The 23,874-nt window shown below is 67.9% G+C and carries 24 protein-coding genes; 17 read left to right on the top strand and 7 right to left on the bottom strand.

Annotated features, from left to right (window positions below):
* Positions 1-20: 20 nt before the first annotated feature.
* Genes ACOQFL_RS21990 through ACOQFL_RS21970 form a run of 5 tightly spaced genes read right to left on the bottom strand, consistent with a single transcriptional unit; the run spans position 21 to position 4,056 of the window.
* Positions 21-1,058 carry a C40 family peptidase gene (locus ACOQFL_RS21990; protein ID WP_435546108.1) on the bottom strand — a complete coding sequence of 346 codons (1,038 nt, stop codon included), beginning with the start codon at positions 1,056-1,058 and terminating at the stop codon, positions 21-23.
* Positions 1,059-1,109: 51 nt separating this feature from the next.
* Positions 1,110-1,946 carry a cytochrome c biogenesis CcdA family protein gene (locus tag ACOQFL_RS21985; RefSeq protein WP_435546107.1) on the bottom strand — a complete coding sequence of 279 codons (837 nt, stop codon included), beginning with the start codon at positions 1,944-1,946 and terminating at the stop codon, positions 1,110-1,112.
* The gene (locus tag ACOQFL_RS21980) at positions 1,943-2,680 is read right to left on the bottom strand and encodes a DsbA family protein (RefSeq protein WP_435546106.1); all 738 of its coding nucleotides are present in this window, start codon (positions 2,678-2,680) and stop codon (positions 1,943-1,945) included. Before ACOQFL_RS21980 ends, ACOQFL_RS21985 begins: the two co-directional genes overlap by 4 nt.
* Positions 2,681-2,737: 57 nt before the next feature.
* A complete protein-coding gene (locus tag ACOQFL_RS21975; protein WP_435546105.1) occupies positions 2,738-3,688 on the bottom strand; it encodes a M56 family metallopeptidase in 951 nt (316 codons plus the stop codon).
* Entirely contained in the window at positions 3,685-4,056 is a 372-nt protein-coding gene (locus ACOQFL_RS21970; protein WP_435546104.1) for a BlaI/MecI/CopY family transcriptional regulator, read from the bottom strand. The genes ACOQFL_RS21975 and ACOQFL_RS21970 overlap by 4 nt, the downstream gene beginning before the upstream one ends.
* Positions 4,057-4,422: 366 nt before the next feature.
* Between ACOQFL_RS21970 and ACOQFL_RS21965 the strand changes: the two genes are divergently transcribed.
* From ACOQFL_RS21965 to ACOQFL_RS21890, 16 genes are all read left to right on the top strand, one after another.
* The gene (locus tag ACOQFL_RS21965) at positions 4,423-4,827 is read left to right on the top strand and encodes a (R)-mandelonitrile lyase (protein ID WP_435546103.1); all 405 of its coding nucleotides are present in this window, start codon (positions 4,423-4,425) and stop codon (positions 4,825-4,827) included.
* 82 nt (positions 4,828-4,909) lie between these two features.
* Positions 4,910-5,932: a zinc-dependent alcohol dehydrogenase family protein gene (locus tag ACOQFL_RS21960; protein ID WP_435546102.1), complete on the top strand. Its 1,023-nt coding sequence runs from the start codon at positions 4,910-4,912 to the stop codon at positions 5,930-5,932.
* A 357-nt stretch (positions 5,933-6,289) separates the two neighbouring features.
* Positions 6,290-6,664 (top strand): MerR family transcriptional regulator, encoded by a 375-nt coding sequence (locus ACOQFL_RS21955; protein ID WP_435546101.1) that lies wholly within the window; start codon positions 6,290-6,292, stop codon positions 6,662-6,664.
* Positions 6,665-6,958: 294 nt separating this feature from the next.
* A complete protein-coding gene (locus ACOQFL_RS21950) occupies positions 6,959-8,563 on the top strand; it encodes a peptide chain release factor 3 (RefSeq protein WP_435546100.1) in 1,605 nt (534 codons plus the stop codon).
* 87 nt (positions 8,564-8,650) lie between these two features.
* Complete coding sequence (locus ACOQFL_RS21945; RefSeq protein WP_435546099.1) at positions 8,651-10,018, top strand: MFS transporter; 1,368 nt, start codon at positions 8,651-8,653, stop codon at positions 10,016-10,018.
* Positions 10,019-10,368: 350 nt separating this feature from the next.
* The gene (locus ACOQFL_RS21940) at positions 10,369-11,571 is read left to right on the top strand and encodes a CynX/NimT family MFS transporter (RefSeq protein ID WP_435546098.1); all 1,203 of its coding nucleotides are present in this window, start codon (positions 10,369-10,371) and stop codon (positions 11,569-11,571) included.
* A 138-nt stretch (positions 11,572-11,709) separates the two neighbouring features.
* Entirely contained in the window at positions 11,710-12,489 is a 780-nt protein-coding gene (locus tag ACOQFL_RS21935; RefSeq protein ID WP_435546097.1) for an IclR family transcriptional regulator, read from the top strand.
* A gap of 469 nt (positions 12,490-12,958) precedes the next feature.
* On the top strand, positions 12,959-13,609 hold the full coding sequence (locus ACOQFL_RS21930; RefSeq protein ID WP_435546096.1) for a hypothetical protein: 651 nt from the start codon (positions 12,959-12,961) through the stop codon (positions 13,607-13,609).
* Between the two features lie 264 nt (positions 13,610-13,873).
* Positions 13,874-14,320, top strand: coding sequence for a DUF5753 domain-containing protein (locus tag ACOQFL_RS21925; protein ID WP_435546095.1), 447 nt, complete (start codon positions 13,874-13,876; stop codon positions 14,318-14,320).
* Positions 14,317-14,643, top strand: a complete 327-nt coding sequence (locus ACOQFL_RS21920) for a DUF397 domain-containing protein (RefSeq protein ID WP_435546094.1) — start codon at positions 14,317-14,319, stop codon at positions 14,641-14,643. The genes ACOQFL_RS21925 and ACOQFL_RS21920 overlap by 4 nt, the downstream gene beginning before the upstream one ends.
* 145 nt (positions 14,644-14,788) lie before the next feature.
* Positions 14,789-15,304 carry a DUF2975 domain-containing protein gene (locus tag ACOQFL_RS21915; protein WP_435546151.1) on the top strand — a complete coding sequence of 172 codons (516 nt, stop codon included), beginning with the start codon at positions 14,789-14,791 and terminating at the stop codon, positions 15,302-15,304.
* On the top strand, positions 15,305-15,565 hold the full coding sequence (locus ACOQFL_RS21910; protein ID WP_435546093.1) for a helix-turn-helix domain-containing protein: 261 nt from the start codon (positions 15,305-15,307) through the stop codon (positions 15,563-15,565).
* Between the two features lie 741 nt (positions 15,566-16,306).
* A complete protein-coding gene (locus ACOQFL_RS21905; protein ID WP_435546092.1) occupies positions 16,307-16,642 on the top strand; it encodes a hypothetical protein in 336 nt (111 codons plus the stop codon).
* 5 nt (positions 16,643-16,647) lie between these two features.
* Positions 16,648-17,271, top strand: coding sequence for a DUF3558 domain-containing protein (locus ACOQFL_RS21900; RefSeq protein WP_435546091.1), 624 nt, complete (start codon positions 16,648-16,650; stop codon positions 17,269-17,271).
* Between the two features lie 40 nt (positions 17,272-17,311).
* Positions 17,312-18,685: a hypothetical protein gene (locus ACOQFL_RS21895; RefSeq protein ID WP_435546090.1), complete on the top strand. Its 1,374-nt coding sequence runs from the start codon at positions 17,312-17,314 to the stop codon at positions 18,683-18,685.
* 234 nt (positions 18,686-18,919) lie between these two features.
* Positions 18,920-19,735: an ESX secretion-associated protein EspG gene (locus tag ACOQFL_RS21890; RefSeq protein WP_435546089.1), complete on the top strand. Its 816-nt coding sequence runs from the start codon at positions 18,920-18,922 to the stop codon at positions 19,733-19,735.
* A 379-nt stretch (positions 19,736-20,114) separates the two neighbouring features.
* Here ACOQFL_RS21890 and ACOQFL_RS21885 read toward each other — a convergent pair whose 3' ends face one another.
* Positions 20,115-21,449, bottom strand: a complete 1,335-nt coding sequence (locus ACOQFL_RS21885; protein ID WP_435546088.1) for a D-arabinono-1,4-lactone oxidase — start codon at positions 21,447-21,449, stop codon at positions 20,115-20,117.
* Between the two features lie 87 nt (positions 21,450-21,536).
* Between ACOQFL_RS21885 and ACOQFL_RS21880 the strand changes: the two genes are divergently transcribed.
* Complete coding sequence (locus ACOQFL_RS21880; protein ID WP_435546087.1) at positions 21,537-22,814, top strand: alanine racemase; 1,278 nt, start codon at positions 21,537-21,539, stop codon at positions 22,812-22,814.
* On the opposite strand, the gene ACOQFL_RS21875 is transcribed toward ACOQFL_RS21880, so the two are convergent.
* Positions 22,784-23,431 (bottom strand): TetR/AcrR family transcriptional regulator, encoded by a 648-nt coding sequence (locus tag ACOQFL_RS21875; RefSeq protein WP_435546086.1) that lies wholly within the window; start codon positions 23,429-23,431, stop codon positions 22,784-22,786. The two genes, ACOQFL_RS21880 and ACOQFL_RS21875, sit on opposite strands and share 31 nt — an antisense overlap.
* Positions 23,432-23,874 lie beyond the last annotated feature (443 nt).

Genomic DNA, 23,874 nt, shown 5'->3' with positions numbered 1-23,874 from the left:
GCGGGCGAATCCGCCTCCGTTCAGCCGACCATACGGCGTACGGAATGCACGTCGCCGATGTCGGTGTAGTGCTCGACCTTGACCGTTTGGCCCGTTGTGGGGGCGTGCACGACCTCGCCGCCACCGATGTAGAGCCCGTTGTGGCTGGCCGAGTCGTAGTAGAAGACCACGTCGCCCGGCTTCATCCGATCGAGGTCCACAGCTCTGCCCGCGTCGATCTGGGTTCGGGTCGAGGCAGGCAGGTCGACTCCGGCCTGTGCGTAGGACCACTGGACCAGCCCGGAACAGTCGAAGCTGTTCGGGCCCTTGGCGCCCCACACGTAGGGAGAGCCCTGTTTGCCCAGGGCGATGTTGACGGCTTCGACGGCCGCGCCGGAACCGGATATCGCACCGACCCCGGTGGAGCCGTCCGCGGCGAGTGCGGCTCGTTCCGCACGGGTGAGCCTGTCGTACTGCCGTTCTACCTCGGCGATCCGCTCGCTCATGGCTCGCTTGCGTCGAGCGATCCGGTCCTCCAGGCGTTCCGCCTCGGCGGCGGCCTTCGCGGCGTCGTCACGAGCCGCTCGCGCTCGCCGTTCGGAGGTTTCCGCTCGCCGCGTCGCTTCGGTGATGCTCCGTACGGCCGCGCCCCTCTCGGACGCGAGCTTGGCCAAAATGCTGGCTCGGTCGAGGTACTGTTCGGGGGATCGGCTGGTGATCAGGGCGGAGAGCTGGTTCGATCCGCCGCCGGTGTAGGCGGCGGCGGTGAGCTCGTCGACCTCGCCGCGGAGTGCTTCCTGCTCGGCCCTTGCCCGCTCCGCCGCACGCCTCGCGCGTTCGGCGGCGGTTTCCGCGCGGGAGAGCTCCCGCTCACGGGTCCGATGGTTTTCCTGGGCCTCCTTGTAGTCCTCGGTGAGGGCCTCCGCTTCGCGTGCCAGTTCTCGAAGGCGCTGTGCCGCTTCGGAGGAGCTGTCCGGCGGCGGGGCGGCGGTGGCCACGGAGGTGCCCGTGGCCAGTGCGATGACGAGCGCACTGGCCACGGCGAGGATGCGCGCGCACTTCGGCGGGTGAGCAGGCATGTGGCGAACTCCGCTGTCGTCGTTGGTGGCGAGCCCGTTCGGTTGGGCGGTTCATCGGGAGGAGGTTCGTTCGCTACGAGCACGGCGGAGTCGCCACAACGCGACCCCGAGGGCGAACACGGCCAGCACCAGCAGCACCGCTCGGTTGGTGACGCCGGAGGTGAGTCGGTGCAGCAGGACGCCGAGTTCGTACTGGGTGTCCACATCGATCGGTCCACCCAGACCGGCCGTGCCGTCGGTGACCAGGAACAGCACTCCGAGAGCGCAGAACAGTGCGCCGGAGACGAGGTTGGTCGTGTGGACCCGGAACCTTCCCAGGGACAGCTCCCGCCCCCGCAGCCAGCGGCGGTTCCCCAGGTCGAAGCGTTCCCACAACAGGGCGATCACGAACAGCGGAAAAGCCATGCCGAGGGCGAACACGGCCAGCAGCGTCCCGCCGTAGCCGGGATTCCCGCCCGCGGCCGACACGGTCAGCACGCTGCCGAGGAGAGGTCCCGCGCAGAAACCGGCCAGCCCGTAGACACAACCGAGGGCGAACACCGAGATCCCGGAGGAGATCGGGATTCTTCCGACCGAGCGCTGTGCGGCGCCGATGCCGAATCCCCTTCCGCTGATCTGCAGCAGCCCCAGCCCGACGAGTACGAGTCCGCTGACGAGGGTCACGGTGCTGCGGTGCTGCGTGAGCAGGGCTCCGAACACGCCCGCCGCCGCACCGAGCGGTACGAGCGTCGCGCACAACCCGAGGTAGAAGACCGCCGTTCGTGCCACCAGCTTGCCGAGATTGTCGAAGGCATAGGCGAAGAAGGAGGGCAGCAGCAGCGCCGCGCACGGACTGAGCAGGGTGAGCAGTCCGCCGAGGAACGCGCCGAGCAGACCGATACCGGTCATCGGGCTTCTTCACGGGCGGTCTCGATCGCCGAGACGAACGCTTCGAGGGGCTGTGCTCCCATGATCGGATCGCCGTTGACGACGAATGTCGGCGTCGCGGTGACTCCGATGCGGTTGCCCTCCTGCGAATCGGCCCGGACAGCGCGCTCGACGTCGGCGTTCGCCATATCGGACCTGAACCGCTCGATGTCGGTGATCCCCGCCTGTTCGGCGTAGTCGATCAGCTTGGACACGGGCAGATCCGGTTTGCTTCGACTAGGTGTGTTCGCATACACCACGTCGTGGAACCTCCAGAACTTTCCCTGCCGCGCGGCGGCCTGACCGGCCTCGGCGGCGCGAACCGACTTCGGACCGAAAGCGGGAAAGTCGCGCCACTCGATGCGCAGCACCCCGGTCGCCACATAGCGCTTCTTCAGCTCGGGAGCCACCGTGCGCGCGTACTTGGCGCAGAACGGACAGCGGAAGTCCTCGTAGGTGACCATGACCACGGGGGCGTCGACCCGGCCGAGCGCTTGTGGATCGCCGGGCTCCCGGTGGGCGAGTGAATCGAGCGGCCCCGCCTGCTCTGATTTCGCTTGCCCGGACTCGGTGGGCTCCGGCTGTGCGGCCGTCCGGTTCGGGCCCTCGTCGCGCGGGAGGAGCATGCTGACGAGAAGAACCGCGATGACAGCGACCAGGCCCGCCACCACCGCGTGGAGTCGCCGCAGTCGTGCCTTTCGGGGTGATGTGCCCATGAGCGCTCCGTTCGATCAATTACTACGGAGCATAGTAAATACTACGTTCGATAGTATTTAAATGGGGGGCGCGGTCAACAGGCACAACCACAGCACGGCACCAGCCGTGGCTCCCAGCGCGAGTACGGCGGGTGACAGGGACGTGAAGGCCGCGAGCGGGTAGCCGAGGCCGTGGCCGACCCTGCCCGATCGGGAGCGAGGTGTCGGTTCCAGCCAGCGCAGTCGCAGCTCGATCGCCTCGCGCGACATGGCCAGTGAGATCGCCGGGAGGCGTTCCGAACCGACCGCCCGCAGGGCGTTTCTGACTCGGTCCCGGCCGCACACGCGGGCCGCCGCGGAATCCGCCGCCAGTTCCACGAGCACGCGGATCGACGAGGGAGCCGTGCGGAACAGCGGTACGAAGAACAGAACTCGCGAGGCGATCTCGGCCAGGAGCACGAGGCGATGGTGGTGCCCGCGCAGATGGGCTCGTTCATGCGCGAGGATGGCCCTGCGCGTTTCCCCGTGTAGCCGGGCGATGCCGGTGGTGGCGACCACCGCGCCGCGGCGTCCGCCGAGGCTGTACGCCACCGGGGTGTTCTCGGGCAGCCAGAACACCGTATCCCGTTCACCTCGTTCGGCGTGACCGAGGAAACGCAGCGCGGTCAGGTGTTGGTGGCTGCGTTCCGAGGCCGATCTGCCCATCCGCACGGCCACCCAGCACGCTCGCACCGTCAGGGCAACCGCGAGCCCCGCCACGAGAAGCCGCAGCACCGTCTCCCACAGGTGCCTGCCGGTGTTCACGCAGGCAGCGGCCATCCCGATCAGGCCGTCGGCCGAGAGGCCGTGCGGCACGACCAGCAGGGTCGTTGCCACGTAGAACGAGCCGAGGGCGGCGAACATCGAAATGATCCAGCCGGTCAGAGCGGTACCGGGTCCGAATCGGGGGGACATGAGGCCGCGTAGGTAGACGGGGCCGAGCGCCCCGATCAGTACCGCTGTGCCCAGCAGTCCCAGTACGAGGGTCATGGTTTCTCGTCACGACGTTCGTCGCGGTCGAGGGCCCGTCGCAGCAACCGGTGCTCCCGCTCCGAAACCGACTCCGCGAAGTGCAGCAGCACCGACTCCGCATCCCCCGAGGAGTCGAGCACCTCACGCAGCAGTCCGGCGCCCGCCTCTTCCCGGGTCCGCGCCGGAACGTAGTGGTAGGCCCGGCCGCGCCGCGAGCGAGTGACCCAGCCCTTGGTGTGCAAATGATCGAGCACGGTCATGACCGTGGTGTAGGCCGGGGCCCGGTCACCGCTGAGCCGTTCCAGCACGTCACGGACCCGCAGTGGGCTCTCCGAGGCCCAGAGGACGTCCATGACCTTCATCTCCAGCTCACCCAACCCGAGCACGACGCGAGTGTAGCCACCCTTTCTCCGGGAGTCGCGGGTTGACCCGGTTCCCTCCGGATCGCGGTATGCGTAGGTGTAGCCGCCGGTGCGGGTGGCCCCGCCCTCGTCGAGGGGGTGTTGCCGGTCCCCGTCCCAACGTCCCCTGGCAACCGCGCGCCCGGACGGGGTGTGTGGGTGGCAACGGACCGTGGAACGAGCGCGGGCCGGAGACCCCTGGAGCGAGCAACCGCCGTCGGGTGGGTGGGAGGACGTCGCAGGCCCAACGGCCTGAGCGGCCTGACACGGCTCCGGGAGCTCGACGAGCAGGACTGAGAGCACCCCCGCACGGAGCTGTCCGGATCAGCTGCCCCGGATCGAGGAGAGACCGTGGAACTCGAACCCGTCAGCCCCACCGCCAAGGCGCCCGCCGCGAACTTCACCGGCGACGTCTACGTCAACCCGCTGCACCCGCCCCGGGAACCCTCCCGGCTGATCGCGAGCCTGGTGCGCTTCACACCGGGAGCCCGCACCAACTGGCACTCCCACGCGCTGGGGCAGACACTGCACTGCATCGACGGTGTCGGGCTCGTCGGCACCCGTGACGGCAGTGTCATCCGTATGCGCCCCGGTGACACCGTTTGGACCCCGCCCGGCGAGGAGCACTGGCACGGCGCCACCGAGGGCAACGTCATGTGCCACTACGCGCTGCTGGAAGGCACCGCCGCGGGCGACGGCACGACCTGGCTCGAACCCGTCACCGAGGAGCAGTACCGGGCGGCCGACGAAGCGTAGGAAGTCGAGCCGTCCTCATTCGGTGACCGGATACGCGCCCCCTCCGTCCCGAGACGAACAACACGAACCGAGGAGAAGAACCATGCGAGCTGCTGTCCTGGAGTCCCCCCGCGACATCCGCGTGGAGGACGTCGCGGATCCCCAGCTGACCGCCCCCACCGACGCGATCATCCGCCTCTCCGCCAGCTGTGTCTGCGGCTCGGACCTGTGGCCGTATCGCGGCGTCGAGCCCGTGGCGGGGCCGACTCCGATGGGCCACGAGTACGTCGGCGTCGTCGAGGAGGTGGGCAGCGCGGTCACGAGCGTCGAGCCCGGCCAGTACGTGGTCGGCTCCTTCGTGGCCTCCTGCGGCACCTGTGAGATCTGCCGTTCCGGCTATCCGTCCTCCTGCGTGAACCGCGTGTTCATGGCCGCCGTCGGTACCCAGTCCGAGCGCGCGCTGATCCCCAACGCCGACGGCACCCTCGTGGTGCTGCCCGGCAAGCCCGACGCCGACCTGATCCCCAGCCTGCTGGCCGCCTCCGACGTGCTGGGCACCGGCTGGTTCGGCGCGGTGGCCGCCGAGGCGGGGCCGGGCAAGTCGGTCGCGGTCGTCGGCGACGGCGCGGTCGGGCTGCTCGGGGTGCTCTCCGCCCAGCAGCTCGGCGCGGAGCGGATCATCGCAATGAGCCGTCACGAGCCCCGGCAGCGACTCGCCCGCGAGTACGGCGCCACCGACATCGTCACCGAGCGCGGCGAGGACGGCGTGGCCAGGATCAAGGAGCTCACCGACGGGCTGGGTGCCCACTCCGTCATCGAGGCCGTCGGCACCCAGGAGTCGATGGAGCAGGCCGTCCGGGCCACCCGGCCGGGCGGGCACGTCGGTTTCGTGGGCGTCAGCCACGACGTCACGCTCGACGGCCAGGAGCTGTTCTTCTCCCAGGTGCACCTGCACGGCGGGCCGGCCCCGGTGCGCCGGTTCCTGCCCGAGCTGGGCGATCTGATCTGGCGGCGCGAGATCGATCCCGGCAAGGTCTTCGACCTCACCCTCCCGCTCGACGAGGCCGCCGAGGCCTACCGGGCGATGGACGAGCGCCGCGCCGTCAAGGCCATGCTCACCTTCTGAGCCGGTACCGCCTTCCTCGTGTGGAAGGTCGAAGGTCCGACGGCGCCCCCTCGGACCCACCCGAGTCCGGTTCGCGCCCCACCCCCATGCCGGTTGGCGGCGCGAACCGGGCTGCCCTGCTCCGTTCCGGGCTGCCCCGCTCCGTTCCGGGTTGTTCCGCCGTGCTCCGGGCTGCCCAACCGTGCCCCGCACGGGATCCGCGACGAAAAGCGTCGCAGTGGCGGTCCTCCCCGGGCCTGACGAGCAGTCGCCGTCCCTCGTACGTGGTCCGTGCCCGACCGGGTTCGTCGGTGCGCGAGAATCGTTGGTCACCGTCGTCGCGAACAGCGGGCGTTCCGGGTGCGAGGAAAGGACGGCATGGTGGACGGGCATATGCAGATCGGTGAGGTCGCCGAGCGCACCGACCTGTCGTTGCGCACGATCCGCTACTACGAGGAAGTCGGTTTGGTGGTGCCGAGCGCGCGCAGCCAGGGCGGGTTCCGGCTGTACACCGAGGTCGATCTGCAACGCCTGGCCGTGATCAAGCGGATGAAACCGCTGGGGTTCCAGCTCGAGGAGATGCGTGAGCTGCTGGAGCTGCTCTCCCGAGAAATCACCGAGCTGACGGACGGCGAGCGGGAGCGGCTGCGGGACTTCCAACAAAAGGCCGACGAACAGTGCGACCGGCTGCGGAAACGACTGCGGACCGCCGAGGAGTTCGCCGAGACGCTCCACAACCGCCTGGCCGATTGAGCTGGGCTCGCGGACTCAGCGGGGACGGCTCGGTGGAACGCTTCGGCGGTGATTCGTGCCGCCGGGTGGAGAGGGCCGCCACCACGTGGCGGAACGACCGGGGGACGACCGCCTCCCACGCGAAAACCTACACTGACGTAAGTGTTGTGTATCGGGGGTCTTGTCCGAAGACCCCCCCCGGCACGGCAGCGTTCTCGTACCGCCCGGCGCGTATGACGTGGAGTTCAGGCGGCGCGGCGGTTCGACGAGCACCGGTGGACCAACCCCGGTGATCCGGCTACAGCGGGAGACAGATTGAGCACGGCCCCTCGGACCCAGCACGCGGACCCCTCGGGGGAGGCGGCGCGGCGCCGCACCTTCGCGGTGATCAGCCACCCGGACGCGGGAAAGTCGACCCTGACCGAGGCACTCGCGCTGCACGCGAAGGTGATCTCGGAGGCCGGTGCGGTACATGGCAAGGCCGGTCGTCGCGGGGTCGTCTCGGACTGGTTGGACATGGAACAGGCACGAGGTATCTCGATCACCTCGGCGGCACTGCAGTTCGAGTACGACGACTGCGTCATAAACCTGCTGGACACGCCGGGCCACGCCGACTTCTCCGAGGACACCTATCGGGTGCTGGCGGCGGTGGACTCGGCGGTGATGCTGCTGGACGCCGCCAAGGGCCTGGAACCGCAGACGCTGAAACTGTTCGACGTCTGCCGCCACCGCGACATCCCGGTGATCACCTTCATCAACAAGTGGGACCGTCCCGGGCGCGAGGCGCTCCAGTTGTGCGACGAGATCAGCGAACGGATCGGGCTCCAACCGATGCCGTTGACCTGGCCCGTGGGGGAGGCCGGGCACTTCCGGGGCGTGCTCGACCGCGAGTCCGGGGAGTTCGTCGGTTACGAACGCTCCGACGGCGGCGCCCACCTCGCGCGGGAGAACCGCCTGACCGCCGAGGAGGCCTCCTCGGAGATCGGTGCGGAGTGGGACAGGGCCGTCGAGGAGTCCGAGCTGCTGAGGGAGTCCGGCGGTGACCTCGACACCGAGGCGTTCCGGGCGGCCGTGGCCACCCCGGTGCTGTTCGGTTCGGCGGTACGCAACTTCGGGGTCGGGCAGCTGCTCGACCTGTTGGTGCGGTTGGCACCCGAGCCCACCGCCCGGCCGGACACGCGAGGAACCCCCCGAGCGCTCGACGCACCGTTCTCGGCGTTCGTGTTCAAAGTGCAGACCGGCATGGACCCCGCCCACCGGGACCGGGTGGCGTTCGCCCGAGTGTGCTCCGGCGAGTTCGAGCGCGGCATGGTCGCCACCCACGCCGCGACGAAGAAACCCTTCGCCACCAAGTACGCCCAGCACATGTTCGGGCAACAGCGCGACACCGTCGAGACCGCTTATCCCGGCGACGTCGTCGGCCTGGTCAACGCCGCCGCGCTCGGGGTGGGGGACACGCTGTACGAGGGCAAACCCGCCGTCGAGTTCCCCGGGATCCCCAGTTTCGCCCCCGAGCACTTCGCGGTGGCCCGCACGAGTGATCCCGGCCGGGCGAAGCAGTTCCGTCGCGGTGTCGAACAGCTGGCACAGGAGGGCGTCATTCAGGTGTTGCACTCCGAGACCCGTGGCGGGGGTGCTCCGGTGCTGGCGGCGGTCGGGCCGATGCAGTTCGACGTCGTCACGCAACGGATGGAGTCCGAGTTCCGCGCGCCGATCAAGCTGGAACGGCTGCCCTACCAGGTGGTGCGCCTGGTCGGCGACCGGAACCAGAGCGCCGCACTGCGGACCCACAACAGCGAGGTCCTGGAACGTCGTGACGGTGTCACCCTGGCCGTGTTCACCGACAACATCGCGCTGCGCTCCCTCGTGCGGCTGAACCCCGACCTGGATCTGCGCCACCTGGTCGCCGACGCGGAGTGATCCCCTCTCCTTCGACGGAGTCTCCGGTTTCCGTCCGATACCGTCGCTTCCGAACGACCACCACGAGTCGACCGAGGAACCCGCTCAGTGTCCACTTCAGACGGCTCCGGAAACAGTACCGAAGCGGCGAAAGCCACGGCAGCGGCGGACACCGGGACAACGACCGAACCCCGGCTGTCCCGCGTGGTCGTTCCCACCGCGACGGCCCTGGCGCTGACCGCCCCGGGACAAACCCCGGCCGTGTCGGTCTTCGTCGATCCGATCATCGAGTCACTGGGACTCTCCCGCACCGTGGTCTCGACCGCCTACATGGCGGGTTCTATCTCCGGCGCGCTCGTCATGCCGCTGCTGGGACGCGTCATCGACCGCTTCGGCCCCCGCACGATCATGGCCGCCATCGGTGCCTGCTTCGGAATCATCCTGCTCGCCGCGTCCACCGTATCCGGCATCATCGGCCTGACCGCGGCCTTCATCGGAATCCGGGTCGGCGGCCAGGGAGCGCTCAACCTGGTGGCCACCACCACCGTGGCCATCTACGTGCATCGCCGCCGCGGCTTCGCGATGGGCCTCACCTCGGCCATCGGCACGGCGGGCATCTCCCTGGTGCCGGTGCTGCTCGAACGCCTCGTTTCCGAGCTGGGATGGCGCGAGGTCTGGGCCCTGGAAGGGGTGGTCGTCCTCGCGCTGGTCGTCCCCGCCGCGCTGCTCGTCCTGCCGCGCACCCCACCCCGCCCCGAGGAGCACCAGCGGGAACCCGTTTCCGGCGGCGCCGGACGCCGTAACGGCCCTACGGTGGATTGGACCCTGCCCGAGGCGATGCGCACCGGCATGTTCTGGGTCGTCGCGAGCGGTGTCGGGGTGTGCAGCCTCGTGGCCACCGCGCTGACCTTCCACCAGGTCTCGCTGCTCGGCGAGCGGGGGCTGAGCGCCGCGCAGGCCGCCGCCGTGTTCATCCCCCAGACGCTGGCCGGACTCGCCGCCAGTTTCCTGCTCGGCTGGCTCGCTGATTACGTGGCCGACCGCGTGCTCATCGTCGCCACCATGACCGTGCTGGCCGTGGCCACGCTCGGTGCCGGATGGGTCCATCCCGGTTGGACCGCCTTCGCCTACGGCCTCGCGCTCGGCGTGTGCACCAACGGCATCCGCACCCTGGAAGCCGTGGCCTTCCCACGCTGCTTCGGGCTGCGCCACATCGGCTCCATCCGTGGGGTGGTCCACTCCGTCACCGTCGGAGCCTCCGCCTTCGGGCCGCCGCTGCTGGCGATCGGGCGTTCGATGACCGTGTCCTACCGCCCCGTGCTGCTCGTGCTGTGCCTGCTGCCCCTAGCGGTCGTCATGGCCGCTGTGCTGACCAAGGACCCGCCACCGGCGCCGCCCAACCGACCCCTCACCGAGGGGGACGAGGAGCAGCCCGCCGCCGGTCCGGCCGAGGATCGGTCCCAGCGGAGCCCTTGACCACCTCGGGCGGCGGACGGTCCCACGAGGCCACGTTCTCGTGACCTACCGCTTCACGAGCGATCTTCCGGCGAGCGGCCCGGTGCGTCGTATCACGAGCCGGAAGGCTCTCCATCGGGACCGAATTCATGATTTCGTGTGGGAGTGGCAGTTTCGATCCCCGGCCGTGGCGACACGGCGATGCTCGGCGTCGAGCCCGCCGGACGACCCCGTTCCGGGACCTTCCGTGGCTTGACGGCACCACGCGGGACTCCGCCGTTCCGGCGAGTCCCCGAGCCGAGGGAAGCGATCCCGGCGCCCGACTCGCGACCGCTGTCGGGAGCACGCCGAGTCGGAGGGCGGTGGTAACGGTGCGAAAGCGTTCGTTGTGGCTGCTGGTGGCGATCGCGGCGCTGGCGCTGAACCTGCGCCCGCCGTTCACGGCGGCGGGTGCGCTGCTGCCGGACATCGCGGGAGATCTGGAGCTTTCCACCGGTGTCGCGGGCCTGCTGCCGACCCTGCCGGTGGTCTGCCTCGGCGTGTTCGCGCTCGCGGCGACCTCCATCCGCCGGCGGTGGGGCGACGAGGGTGTGGTCGCGGTCTGCCTGCCGCTGCTGGTGCTGGGCAGCCTGCTCCGCGCGGGGCCGAGTACGGTGACGCTGTTCGGCGGCACCATCGTGGTCGGCGCGGCCGTCGGAATCGCCAACGTCACGCTCCCCGCGCTGATCAAGCGGGAGTACCCCGGCAGCGTGACGCTGGTGACCTCGCTCTACACCGTGTTCCTCACGCTCGGCAGCAGCCTCGCCGCGGCGCTGGCGGTGCCGCTGATGCGTGCCGCCGGTGGCTCCTGGCGGGTGCCGCTGATCGGGCTGGTGGGGCTCGCCCTACTGGCCGGTCTCGTGTGGCTGCCGTTCCTGCGGCGTGGTCGCGCGGTCGCCCCCGGTTCCGGTGTTTCGGCCGCGCGACTGCTGCGCAGCCCGCTGGCCTGGCAGGTGACCGCGTTCATGGGGCTGCAGTCGCTGCTGGCCTACGTGGTGTTCGGCTGGCTGCCGACCATCGCCCAGGACCGCGGGATGGCCGCCACCGCCGCTGGACTGGTGCTCTCGGTGTCCACGCTGGTGCAGGCGCTCGGCGCCATGGCACTGCCGCTGCTGGCGGGCAGACGCGCCGACCAGCGATGGCTCGGGGTGTCGCTGCTGGCAGTCTCGGCGCTGGGACTGCTCGGGGTCTTCCTGGCGCCGCTTTCCTGGATGTGGGCGGCCGCTGTGGTGCTCGGCTTCGGAATGGGCGCGCTGTTCGGCCTGGCGCTGAGCGTGATCGGGCTGCGTGCCGCGGACGCCGCTGTGGCGTCCCGGCTCTCGGCGATGGCCCAGGCGGTGGGCTACCTGGTCGCGGCGACCGGACCGCTGCTCGTCGGGTTGCTGCACCAGATCAGTGGCGGTTGGACGTTGTCGATGTGGCTGCTGCTGGCGGTGTGCCTGTGCGGCGCGCTGGCCGCGCTCGGTGCGGGCAGGCCACTGCGCATCGGTGCGGAACCGGCGATGCGCCGTTCGGGTGAGCGATCGGTGGGCTGATCACCGAATCCGCTGTGTGTGCCGTTTCACCTTCCCAGTATCTTTCCGGGTGAGGACCGGTACGTGGCAGATTTTCGCCACGCGGCGAGCGCGTGCCGCGGCCGGGTTACCCCGACGCCGAGGATTCGGGAGAGGTCGATGGCGGGCAACAGCAGGCAGTCCGGTCGTTCGGTGACCGAGCGCGCGCTGAGCGTACTCACCGCTTTCGGTCCGGACGCCGACAGGCTGTCGCTGACCGAGATCTCCCACCGGGCCGAGATCCCGCTGGCCACCGCACACCGCCTGGTGGGGGAGCTGGAGAACTGGGGCGCGTTGCAGCGCGACGCCGCCGGGCGCTACGCGATCGGGTTGCGACTGTGGGAGCTCGGGCTGCTCGCTCCGGTGCACACCGGGCTGCGCGGCGTGGCGATGCCCTACATGCAGCAGCTGCACGAGCAGACCGGCGCCAACGTGCAGCTGGCGGTGCGCGACGGGCTGCAGGCCGTCTACGTCGAGAAGCTCACCGGCAGGCGCTCCACCCCGATCATCTCCCGCAGCGGCGGCAGGCTGCCGCTGCACACCACCGGTGTGGGCAAGGTGCTGCTGGCGCACGCTTCGCGGGAGGAAGTACAGGAGTACTGCGCCCACCACCTCTCCCGCCACACCCCTTACACGATCGTCGAGCCGGGCAGGCTGGTTCGGGAGCTCGGCGGCATCCAACGGCGCGGTTTCGCGTGGACCACCGAGGAGATGACGCTGGGTTCCTGCTCGGTGGCCGTACCCGTGCTTTCCGAGGGCGAGGTGATGGCCGCGCTGGGGCTGGTGGTCGACAGCGCGCGGGCCGAGGTCGCCAAACTGGTCCGCCCACTCTCCCGGAGCGCCGGGTCGATCGGGGACCGTTTGGCCGAGATGAACCGGACGACGGCCGGGGTGGAGTGATCGAGGTTTTCCGGCCGGGTTGCTGCGATGATCGCTCGGCGGGACATCCCCTCGGCTCTCGCTCCGGGGAGGCCCGAGGTCGGGCCTCCCCGGCTCCGCTGGGTGCCGCCGAGGTAGTTGAGGTCTCTCGAGTGCGGGTGGTTGTGGGAATCCGCCCCGCTGTGGCCGAATTATGTCAGCCGTTCACCCGGTTGGTGAAAATCAGCGAGAGGTGTCGGGTGGCGGTTCACCGCTTACTCACCCGAATGGCGGTCAAGCCGGGCCGAATTTCCCGAACCATTCAGCTACCGGTCACCGACGTCTGCTGGCCGTCTGTCGCAGCGAACCCGAGGTGAGCGCATAGACCCCCCTTGTGGCTGTTCTAGTCGGGTGCACGTGCAGCTGCCGAGCACGCGGCGCCGGAGCCGTTCCGACGGTTCCGCCCGCCTCGGCCACTGGTTTCGCGCAATCACCCTTGGAGGCGGGAAAATTGACCGCGACGCCTGAATACGCCGCGAGAGACAATCGCGGGGACAACGGGATCCGAATCTGTTCGACCGGGCTCACCGACACGCGTGACCTGCCGGGCTCCGTGGAGGAGCTCGCCGATCTCGCCGTCGGGCCCCTCGACTGGACGGGCAGCGTGCTGCCCGCATTGCGACTGCTGGGACGGCGTGTCGTCCCGGTCGCCGAGCTGGTTCCGGACGCGCACGCCGAGCGCGTCTGTGTCGGCAGTGCACCGGTGCTGGACCGCACGGAGATCGCCACCTGGGTCTGGCCGGAAATGAGTGACCGGGTGCCGCCCGCCGCCGCGCGGCTGTCCGGGGTGCTCGCCCCGGCGCGGCACTGGCGTACCGCGCTGACCGCCGTGGTGCCCTTCGCGCGCTTCACCAACGCGGCGATCGTGGTCCCACGCAGCGTCAGCGACCGCGACGGTTTCGTCTCGACCTGCCTGATCAGGGCCAGGCAGTTCGGGGTGGCGGTGCTCAGCGCCGACGAGAACAGCATCCGCGTGGAGCTGGAGGGCAGGTCGTTCGCGGACAGCGCCCCCGCGGAGCAGACCGCCGTTTCCCGCTGGGTCAACGAAGTGGTCTACGATCAGCTGCTGGCTTCCGAGACTCCCGCGCCTTCGCACAACTGAGATCCGACGACCGGTTTCGGCTAGTGCGCTGTCGAATGTGCGCGGTCGAAACCATCCGACACCGTGGTTGGAAGATCGCTTGCCGGACGTCCGGCGCTCGTAGGCGATTCGCGGGATCCCGTGGGGATCCACGCGCGATACGAGCAGCCCCGGGTTCTTTTGCGGAGTCCGGCGCGGGCCCGGTGTCGGTTTCGAGGCGGGGAGAAGCGAGGACCGCCGCGCGCTGTTACTGACTGACACATCGGCGAGGGCCGACATCGCGGGGTGCGGTGTCGGCCCTTCTCGCGTTCGCGGGTCATGCTGCGCCTCGGCAGGCGCGACACGATCACAAGGGCGGACGGACCTCATCTGACGGCCATCGTCTCCGAGGAGGCTCTGCTGCAACCCACCGGTGGTCGTCCGGTCATGGCCGAGCAGCTTCGTCATCTGCGCAAAATGGATGACGAACCGAACATTACGAGCCGAGTGCTTCCGAACCGACAGCAGATCGTCCATCCTGCACATGCCGGGCCGTTCGTGCTTTATGAGTTCCCCGAAGCGGCTCCGATCGTCCATCTGGAGCACTACAGTTCTGCCGCTTTTCTCTACGGTATGCGTGATGTCGCGACCTACCGAGAGGCCGTTACCGCCCTGGACGAACTGGCCCATCCCGCTGCCGGATCACGAGAGATCATCGAGCAGTACGCCACGTACATGGAGAGCTACCAATGATTCCCAGCAACGAAACCTGGCGAAAGTCCAGTCGCTCGCATCAGAAGACCAACTGCGTCGAAGTCGCCTTATCCAGCCGCGCCGTGGGTATTCGCGACACCAAGGACCGTGCTGGCGGCACTCTCACCGTCACCCCGCAGCCTGGGCCGGGTTCGTGGAGCGCCTCAAGACCGGTAACTACGACCGGGGCTGACTCCGAGCGGACGCCGCTCACGCCGTGGCCGGGCCGGGGTGTCAATTTCCCAAGAAATTCACGAAGCTCCGGCGCGGTACACGCCACCCCTCGGCACAACCGCACGAGACCACTGGCGGGGCGTTGGTAGACGAAGACGTCAGCCAGGACCAGTGCGGTTGGGGCAGTGATCACCGGCTAGCGGCCCCGCACCGCGGTGGGGCCGATGCGACCTCCGTTGCCATGTCTATCGTTTTTCGATAGATTTGCATCGTTACACGATCAGAGGGGTGATGATGGGGAATGTGACCGTGCACGCGCTGCGTGCTGTGCTCGCGGTGCTGCTCGCTGGATCGCTGTTCGTTCAGGCAGTGCTGATCCCGCTACTGGCGATCGACATGGAGGGGATGAACCCGAGGCTGGCGTTGCTGCGTGTGCCCGTCCTCGTGATCCTGCTCCTCGGAGTTATCACTGTCCAGGCTGTGCTCGTCTGCACGTGGCGGTTGGTGACGATGGCTCGAAGGGGGACCGTGTTCTCCCGTGCCGCGTTCCGATACGTTCACGCCATCATCGGTGCGTTCGTCGCCGCTGCTTTCCTGGTGTTCGCGCTCGCGGCTCTCATGACAACGGCCAACCACCGCATATCGGGCGACGCCGTCGCACCGGGAATCGTGCTCCTCGTGTGCGGGATCGTCGTTGCTTTGCTGGGGGTCGCCCTTATTGTGCTGGTGTTGCGGATGCTGCTCGCGCAGGCTATCTCCCGCGACTTCGAAGCGGCACAGCTGCGGGCCGAGCTGAATGAGGTGATCTGAGTGCCGATCGTGGTCGATATCGATGTGATGCTGGCGAAGCGAAAAATGTCGGTGGGGGAACTCGCTGATCGCGTCGGCATCACGCCTGCCAACTTGGCGGTGCTCAAGAACGGTCGTGCCAAGGCTGTGCGGTTGGCAACGCTGGAGGCACTGTGTGAAGCCCTTGCCTGCCAGCCTGGCGATCTACTGCGCTGGGAGCCCGATGACGACACAACCGGGGTGGGAGTAGAGGATTCCGAGCGCGACGCGGCAAAGAACTGAGGTCGCACTTTCTTCGAATTTCACTGAATTCGGTTCTCGGAGAAATGGTGGCGGGGTGGTTTTCGGGAGAGCAATGATGTCGCCGGTAGCTGTTGTCAGGTAGTGCCGAGGTGGCTCTTCTCGAACCGTGAAACCTGAGACGAGAGAATAACCTCGGGTAACTTTCCAGTAACGGTTTGTCCGAAGACCGAATGTTGCCCTGGAAGTCTTCGAAACAGGCGCCGCCTCGGTAACTGCCGTCCTCGCCTCGCCCTGGAGGTTGGGCAGCCGCCGGCTTGCGATTTGGACGGTCTTTTTGTCGATCTCGCCACTGGTGGTGGACAGTATCGGTGAACCGTCACGAAGTGTATTCGAATGCTGCCTTGGTCTGCCGTTTGCTTTCGCGAACTGATTGCTGACCAGGAGAATTCGACCAGAAATGCATGAGACTCGTTGCTGCTCGTAATCGATCGATGAGCTACCGCTGACTCTACAGCGGGCTAGGCGGTGAGCCGGTGCTGGGGTGGGAACGTGGTCGAAGGTCATGCGAGTGGGTGAGTAGTGGCGGTAGCTCTTACTCGTACGAGGGATCACTGCGGGTGGACTGGGCCGTTCGAGTGATCGCAGTGTGTTTTCCGGAACACGTTAGAGTGTCGGTCGTCATAGTGATAGTGGGTCTGTTCTGCTGACGTGGCGTGCGCTGGTCCGGCAGGATGTGGCTCGGTTTCGGATCATGGCCAGGGGACCAGGGGGGAAGCGGACGTGAGTCAGCAGGACGGCTTCGGCGTCGACTACGAGAAGCTGCGAGCAGCAGTCGAAGAGCTACGAAAAGCGCGGGACGAGGCAAAAAATATCTCTGATCAGTCGGAGTCGATTGAGCCCGGTGAGTTGACCGCTTACGACGACACTACCGGAAGCGCGCGTGAGGTGTTCCAGAAGCGTATGAATGGGCCAGAAGGTTCGCTTCGTGCCGCTGCCGAAGATATTCGTAAGAAGTTGGACGAAAAGATAGTCGCTTACGAGGCCCTGCTGCGGGAGTACGGCTTGGCCGAAGACAATGCTTCGGTTGCGCAGCGGGATACCGAGAGGCAGAGCTGAGTATCGTGGATACCTTCATTGCTAGGGCACGGCGTGGCGTTGTGGTTGTGGGTGGTCTCCTGCTGACTACAGTGCTCGCCGCATGTTCTGCTGACTCCACGGGGCAGAATGGGTCTTCGGCAGAAACAACTACTGGTAGTGTTACTTCGTCGGCTTCACAGTCCGGAATCGAGATAGATAATCCGAAGGATGCCATCGCTCTCGATCCATGTGAATTACTGTCCAATGACGCGAGGACCACACTGGACATGGAAGCTGACGGAGAAAGTATTCCGAACGATCTCAAGCCGAGCCTCCCTGATATATGTCGGTGGGAAAATGTCGAGAACTCTTTTACTACGGTTTCCTTGACCGCTTTTTCGGACCGATCTATTCAGCAGTACTACGACAACAAGTCGACTTACGGGTATTTTGAGAAGCTGGACGTTTCTGGGTATCCTGCCGTTGTGGCAAATACCGAAGATCCAGATAATAGTGCTGATTGCGCGATGTACATGGCCGCGAGTGCAAATCAGGTAGTTATGTCGTCCACAGATATTTCTCCTGATGATGTCGGCAAGGTGAACCCGTGTGATTTGTCGCGGAAGGCTTTGAAGCTGTCGTTGCCGTCGTGGCCTGCGGCGAAGTGAGAAGGTGGGGGTAATGTCTTCAAGTCCTACTGTTCCGATAATGTGTTACGCGAGTCAGGCGAAGGACATCCGGGCCAATATGGCCGGAACACCTGACGCGACCCAGCTCCCTTCACCGACGAGCCAGGGGGCGAGTTCGCTGGAGATCGCTGCCTCGAAATTCCGGAGCATCATCCAAACCGTCAACTCGGCGCTGGGTAAGGCCGAAGAGGCTCACGAGGGGCGTGCGGCCGAGATCGCCAAGGCCTCGGTGGCAGCGGTCAAGCCGGTCGTCGACAACGCGGCCGGTTTCTGCGAAACCGTCCAGAAATCGTTGGACGATCAGGCGGGCACGCAGCGCAAGACTTTCCAGGATCTTCCGGCTGAGGGTGGCAAACTCTCGGATGGCCGTCCCGCCCAGATGGAACCGCCTGAGAAGAATTGGGCGGATGACAGTGGAGTGAGTGATCTTCCGCTGATGGGGTGGACCAGTGATTACGAGGAGAAGCAGGAGCGTTATCGGGCCACCAATGCCGAGGCCAATAGTGTGATGGGTCGGTACACGGAGCAGACCACGGCCGCCACGCAGGGCCTGCCGGAGTTCAAGCCGCCGGAGGATTCCAATACCGACGCGTCGCGGCAGGCCGGCTACGGCGGTAGTGCGGGCGGCGCGATGGCGGGCAGCACGTTCGACAACAGTGTGGGCAGTGGGGGGTCGGGCTACTCGGCGCCTGCCGCCTCATCGTCGGCGTGGACCGCGGGCTCCGGCGGCTCGGTCGGAACGGGTGCGGCCGGTGGTGGTTCCTACGCACCTGCGGGTGGTTCCGGTGTGGCTGGTGGTTCCTCCATCTCGCAGCCCGCTGGTTCGGGGTCGGCGTGGGTGAACCCCTCGGGAGGTGGTTCCGCGGGTAGCGGTTCGCTTCCGCCGGGGGCGGTGCGTGGGTCGGACGGCACGGTCTACCGACAGGGGCCGGACGGCGGTTGGCAGCGGCAGAATCCGTACAACGGCCGGTGGGCGCCTGCTCCGAACGGCCCGCCCGGGGTGTCCGGCGGTTCCGGGTCGGGGGCTCGCGGTGGTGCGGGTGGTCTCGGCGGCGGTCGTGCCGGTGGTGCTGGTGGCCTGGGTGGTGCCCGTGGTGGTTACGCGGGTGGCACCGGTGCGGGTGAACCGGCTGCTGGTGGTCGTTCCGGCACGGGTTCTTATGGTCCGCGCGGTGGTGGCTCGACCGTGTCGGGGGCGAACGGGGCGAACGCTGCCGCTGGTGGTCGTGGTGCACCGATGGGTGGTGTCGGTGCCCGCCAGGGCGATGGTGGTGACGAGGAGGAGCACGATCGTCCGAGTTGGCTGGTCGAGGACGAGGACGTGTTCACCAACGACATGCAGCGGGTGGCCCCGCCGGTGCTGGGCGAAACCCCCTACGAACAAGGCCGGTGACCGGCTAACCCCGAAACGAGACAACGGGCCGTCCCACACCGACACCGGGGCGGCCCTCCAATCGGTACCGAGGCGAACACTCGCGTGGTGCCCGGGGCGGGCACGCTCAACCGGGTACGCCCCGCTGGACAAGTTCCACCGGCCATGCCACAGGACCCCTGCCGGTCGCCACGCGAGTTCCCTCCGCCACGTGCCCGCTGACGCACGACGCGTGGCTCGGCTGAAACAACGGAAATGACGGTGCGGAACCAGATCTCTGTCGGCCCAGCGGCCGCCATCTACCTGTGTGAGCGTTACGACCTGATGATCCACCCGCTGCTGCGGGTGGGCATGTTGTCGGTGCGGCTCGACGAGGATGAACGGGTACGGATCCCGGAAGAGGGCCGCGCCGAGCTGCAACGGCAGGGGTTGATTCGGACCGATGAGGTACACCCCTTCCTCGATGACGCCTGGCACCTGCTCGCCTATCCGCCGTTGGCGCTCGGCATGGCGGTGCGCGACGACCGGGAGAGCTTCAACGCGGTGCTGGCAGAGCAGGACCGCGGCACGCTGCGCGCCTACCAGGCCGACGCACCCGACTCCGGCTCGGCGGAGAACATCCTGCTCGACCGGCAGGAGTACGGCGGACTCGGCGGTAACGCCGTCAAACTGCTCGGCGAGCTGAAACCGATCTCCGGCGGCTCGGCCAGCGTGCCCACCGAGCTGCTCAAACAGGTGGGCCAACGGATGAAGTCCGACCCCTCCGGCAACGCCATGAGCGCGCTCGCGTCCGTCGGCATTCGGCAGAACGACGCGCGGGTACTCGGCAACGTCATGAGCACGCCGCGCAGCACCGAGGTGGTCATCACGGCCCGCCGCCACGACCGCAGGGTCAACCGGACGCACAAGCTGCCGAACGGCCTGCAGCTCTTCCGCACCGAGCAGGGCTGCTACATGACCCAGCAGAGCACGGGAAGCGACGGGCGCGAGTGGTTCACCGTGGCGCCCGCCGACCCGCGCAAGGTCACCGCCAAACTGGAGGAGATGCTCGAACACCTCCGTAGAGCCTGAGCCTCGTCCGGTTGCCAGGGTGGCCGCTTGGCGGAACCTCTCGCACGGCTCTCGCTCCGGACAGGCCCGACATCGGGTAGCGACCTACCCAACGTCTCCGGCGTCCTCGCGAGAGCCGCATGGGAGAACCCGCGGCGGTGCCGACCGCGAGGGTGGTCGGAGTGCGGCCTGCGTTGCAGCGGGGCGGCGATTTCGTGGGAAATTGACGGCACCCGGGACCCGCACCAACCCACTTACCCGGCGATTTCGTGGGAAATTGACGGCACCCGGGACCCGCACCAACCCACTTACCCGGCGATTTCGTGGGCAATTGACGCCAACGGGGCCGCGCCGCCGCCCCGGGTACGCTGCGGATGACGGCCGGGCCGGGGAAGTCCGGTCAGCTGCCCAGGACGCGGGTCAGGTAGGGGTTGCCGAACAGCCGGTCCGGGTCCAGCCGGTCCCGCACCCGCAGGAAGTCGTCGAACCGTGGATAGCTGCCGCGCAGCTCCTCGACGCCGAGCCCGTGCATCTTGCCCCAGTGCGGCCTGCCGCCGAACTCCCGCACGATTCCCTCGAAGGCGTCGAACCACTCGCGGTACGGCATCCCCTTGTACTGGTGGATCGCGACGTAGGCGGTCTCGCGCCCGTGTGCGGTGGATAGCCAGATGTCGTCCGCCTCGGCCACCCGCACCTCGACGGGGAACATCACCGGATGGCGCAGCCGCGCCACGGCACCCCGCAGTCGCTCGATCACCTCCGGTAGCCGCTCGCGCGGGATCGCGTACTCCGACTCCACGAACCGAACGGTCCGGCTGGTCACGAACACCCGGTGCGAGGTGTCGCCGTAGGAGCGCCCCGACCAGGTGGCGCCGCAGATCCGGTTCAGCCGCTTCACCAGGGCGGGGCGGCGCCTGCCGAGCTCGCACGCGAGGCCGAACAGCCCGTTCTCCAACACGCGGTACTCCAGCCAGGACCGCACCGGGTGCAACGGTCGGGGCCGTTCGTGCTCGGACATCCTGTTGTTGCGTTTGACCAGGGTGTGCGTGCTGTGCGGGAACCAGTAGAACTCGACGTGGTCGTTCTCGGCGGCGTATCGCTCGAGTTCGGCCAACACATCGTCGAGCCGTTGGGGGTGCTCCTCGGCGGCCAGCGCGAACGCCGGGACGCAGCGCAGCGTCACCGTGCTGATAATCCCCAGCGCGCCGAGACCGACTCGGGCGGCGTCGAACACCTCGGGGTTCTCGGTGGGGGAGCAGCGCAGCGTCGAGCCGTCGGCGGTCACCAGTTCCAGCGCCGCCACCTGGGTGGCCAGCCCGCCCAGGTTCGCCCCGGTGCCGTGGGTACCGGTGGATATCGCGCCCGCCACGGTCTGCCGGTCGATGTCGCCGAGGTTGGGCAGTGCCAGTCCCAGCCGGTCCAGCAGTTCGTTGAGCAGGTGCAGCGGCGTGCCGCCGCGAACCGTGACCGTCCTCCGATCGGGGGCCACGTCGGTGATCCCGGTCCATTCCGACAGATCCAGTGCCACGACCTCGGTACGCTCACCGGGCGGCAGCGGCGCGGCGATTTCGCTGAACGAGTGGCCGGACCCCAGGGGGCGGACCCCGTGGCCCGCGGCACGTGCCTCGGTGACGGTGTTGACCAGGTCGGCCCGGTCGCGTGGGCGGGCGGTTCGGATCTCGGGCGCGACCACCGTGCTCGCCCAGTTCGACCACGTGGTTCGGGTAATCGTCATGACCGCATCGTCCTTCCGCCGCCGATTCCCGGAAAATTATGTGAATATCTCTCGCGTAACAAGGGGTGCGGGCTTACCTTGAAATACGTGACCCCGTCGGCAGCACCCACCATCGCCGGCTCCGCGACACGGCTGGACGCCGTGACCGCCGAGCTGGAACCACCCTTTGGCGTGGCGGATCTGGACGCGTTCGACCGCAATGCCGCCGAACTCGCGAGACGCGCCGCGGGCAAGCCGATCCGCCTGGCCACGAAGTCGCTGCGCTGCCCCGAGCTGATCCGCCGCGCGCTGCGCTCACCGGGCTTCGCGGGGCTGATGTGCTACACCCTGCCCGAGGCGCTCTGGCTGTACCGGCTGGGAATCTCCGACGACCTGCTGGTCGCCTACCCCACGGTCGACCGCGCGGCCCTGGCGGAACTGGCCGCCGATCCGGGTGCCGCCGCAGCGGTCACGATCACCGTCGATTCCGTCGAGCAGCTCGACCTGATCGAGCGGGCGATCTCCGGCGCCGTCGAGCGAGTGCGGATCTGCATGGAGATCGACGCTGCTTGGCGCCCCCTGGAAGGCTCGCCGGTGTCCCGCGTTCCCGGGGTCGGTTCGAAGCTCGTCGAGCGGCTGCACCTCGGCCCGTTGCGCTCGCCGGTGCGTTCGCCGCGACAGGCACGCGAGCTGACGCGGGAGATCCTGCGCCGGGAAGCCTTCCGGCTCGTCGGCATGCTGGTCTACGAAGGACAGATAGCGGGAATAGGTGACGCCCCACCCGGGCAGCCGCTACGCGCGGCTGCCGTCCGTTGGGTGCGGCGAGGCTCGGCCGTGGAACTCGGCCGCCGTCGTGCGGCGGTTGCCGAGGCCGTCGGTGAGCTCTGCTCGCTGGAATTCGTCAACGGAGGTGGAACCGGCAGCCTGGAGACGACGACCACCGAATCAGCCGTCACCGAGGTGGCGGCGGGCTCGGGTCTGATAGGGCCGACCCTGTTCGACGCCTATGAGGCGTTCCAACCGCTGCCCGCCGTGCTGTTCGCGCTGCCGGTGGTACGTCGCCCCGACCGTCGTAGTGCCACCCTGTTCTCCGGTGGTTATACGGCTTCCGGGGTCGCGGGGCCGGACCGGCTTCCCAGCCCTTACCTGCCCAGTGGGTTGCGACTGACCGGAACCGAAGGCGCCGGGGAAGTACAAACCCCCGTCGTGGGGCCGGGAGCACGGCGACTCCGGCCGGGTGATCGAGTTTGGTTCCGGCACGCCAAGGCAGGCGAGCTGGCCGAGCGGCTTCCCGAGTACCACCTGCTCGAATCCCTCGACTCCGGAGCGGACCGCAGGCTCGGTGCCGTCGACACTTACCGCGGCGCGGGCAAGTCCTTCGGCTGATCCTCCGAGATTCGACTGGACAGATAACCGCGAATCAGCTCCCTCGCCTCGTTGACCAGTGTCTGGTCGCCCTCGGGAGCGCGGCGGAACGCCAGGTGCAGCACCGCGTCGGCTGCCTCCACCGCGACCGACAGCGGCAGTTCCAGCTCACCGGGTGGCATCCCGAAACGATCCGAGATGAGGCTGGTGAGCTTCTCCGCGATCACCGCGTTGTTGTCCTTGGTCTCGTGCAGCAGCCGCAGATCCACCACGTCACCGAAGTGCAGCTTGCTGAACGCGGGTATCTCCCGGTGCATCCCCAGGTAGACGTCGAAGACCGTGTCCACGGCGTCCCACCAGTGGACGAGCTCTATCCGGTCCAGTCGTTCGGAGACCGTCTGCACGAAGCGATCCAGATTGCGCAGTGTCAGTTCCTGCACCACCGCGCGTTTGTCCGGAAAGAACTGGTACAGCGAACCGACGGCGACACCGGCACGTTCGGCTATCAGTGTCGTGGTCAGCCCGTCGTACCCCACCTCGTCGATGAGCTGTGCGCAGGACTCCAGCATCCGCTCGACGCGTTGGGCGCTGCGTTGCTGGACGGGCTTGCGGCGCAGCGGGGCTACTTCGGTTGGCAAGGTGACTCCTTGATCGTATCCGAACTCCAGGTTTTCCCGGACCGAGTCCGAGGCGCGCCGCAGGCGCCAACGGCCAGACAAGCGGCACGGCTTGCCTAGTCTCGCGCTCTTACAGCGATCATGCTTCCTGAGCGGTCCTTCAGAGTGTCAGTCGATAGGGTGAGCAGTGATCCTTCGTCCGCACGATCGCCGCTGCCACCGGCCCGGCGAACCGTGCCGACGGCGGCGGGATCCAGCGCCCGAGTCGGATCGCGTTACGCGATTATGCACCTCGTCACACAGGCGGCGAAAAAGATCGCTCACAAGCGTGAGACGGGGCGCCCGGCCAGTCGGTCGCCCCCCGCACGATTACTCGATGGTTGACTATCGCGATCTCGGGGTGGCGCATGGTGTTGTCTGACCGAGACGAATCGCTGTCCGCAACCCCGGCATTTCCGTCCGGT

The sequence above is a fragment of the Actinopolyspora sabaoui genome (genome assembly GCF_051225635.1).
Taxonomy (GTDB): domain Bacteria; phylum Actinomycetota; class Actinomycetes; order Mycobacteriales; family Pseudonocardiaceae; genus Actinopolyspora.
The sequence above is the reverse complement of the archived record's forward strand: the minus strand, read 5'-3'. Positions and strand labels throughout refer to the sequence as shown.

Bases quoted from the DNA above. Each gene is read 5' to 3' on its own strand.
- ACOQFL_RS21955 (WP_435546101.1), top strand. From the start codon at position 6,290: ATGGTGGACGGGCATATGCAGATCGGTGAGGTCGCCGAGCGCACCGAC.
- ACOQFL_RS21990 (WP_435546108.1), bottom strand. From the start codon at position 1,058: ATGCCTGCTCACCCGCCGAAGTGCGCGCGCATCCTCGCCGTGGCCAGT.
- ACOQFL_RS21915 (WP_435546151.1), top strand. From the start codon at position 14,789: ATGGGGAATGTGACCGTGCACGCGCTGCGTGCTGTGCTCGCGGTGCTG.
- ACOQFL_RS21920 (WP_435546094.1), top strand. From the start codon at position 14,317: ATGATTCCCAGCAACGAAACCTGGCGAAAGTCCAGTCGCTCGCATCAG.
- ACOQFL_RS21885 (WP_435546088.1), bottom strand. From the start codon at position 21,449: ATGACGATTACCCGAACCACGTGGTCGAACTGGGCGAGCACGGTGGTC.
- ACOQFL_RS21890 (WP_435546089.1), top strand. From the start codon at position 18,920: ATGACGGTGCGGAACCAGATCTCTGTCGGCCCAGCGGCCGCCATCTAC.
- ACOQFL_RS21985 (WP_435546107.1), bottom strand. From the start codon at position 1,946: ATGACCGGTATCGGTCTGCTCGGCGCGTTCCTCGGCGGACTGCTCACC.
- ACOQFL_RS21960 (WP_435546102.1), top strand. From the start codon at position 4,910: ATGCGAGCTGCTGTCCTGGAGTCCCCCCGCGACATCCGCGTGGAGGAC.
- ACOQFL_RS21975 (WP_435546105.1), bottom strand. From the start codon at position 3,688: ATGACCCTCGTACTGGGACTGCTGGGCACAGCGGTACTGATCGGGGCG.
- ACOQFL_RS21980 (WP_435546106.1), bottom strand. From the start codon at position 2,680: ATGGGCACATCACCCCGAAAGGCACGACTGCGGCGACTCCACGCGGTG.
- ACOQFL_RS21935 (WP_435546097.1), top strand. From the start codon at position 11,710: ATGGCGGGCAACAGCAGGCAGTCCGGTCGTTCGGTGACCGAGCGCGCG.
- ACOQFL_RS21895 (WP_435546090.1), top strand. From the start codon at position 17,312: ATGTGTTACGCGAGTCAGGCGAAGGACATCCGGGCCAATATGGCCGGA.